We start from the raw sequence: 323 nt of genomic DNA on the forward strand, positions 1-323 counted from the left end.
CCCTCACCGACGCCGGGACGAAGCACAACCGCGACGGCCTCTGCCACAGCTCGCCGGACACCAACCCGCCCTCCGGAATCCAGAGCGACGCCAACGCCGCCCAGCAGCACAGCAGCACCCTCGCCACCTGGACCATCACGGCCGGCCCCAGCAACTACCACCCCACCAGCAGCCTCACCGCCACCCCATACATACAGGACCCTCCAGCTCTTCCCACGCGAGCCACGGGGCGAACTCTCAGCTGAGCCGTCCCCCCGCTACAACGGCAGCGATCCGCCGAATTCACCTCAGAACGCGGCCACTTACTCGCAAGCTGACCCGGC

At 68.4% G+C, this 323-nt stretch carries 1 pseudogene; it reads left to right on the forward strand.

The window, feature by feature from the left end:
• Window positions 1-245: pseudogene (locus tag PUR53_RS11360) on the forward strand (hypothetical protein); the annotation flags it as partial.
• Between the last annotated feature and the right edge of the window lie 78 nt (window positions 246-323).

It is taken from the genome of Streptomyces sp. SP18BB07 (assembly GCF_036322545.1).
Lineage (GTDB): Bacteria > Actinomycetota > Actinomycetes > Streptomycetales > Streptomycetaceae > Streptomyces > Streptomyces deccanensis.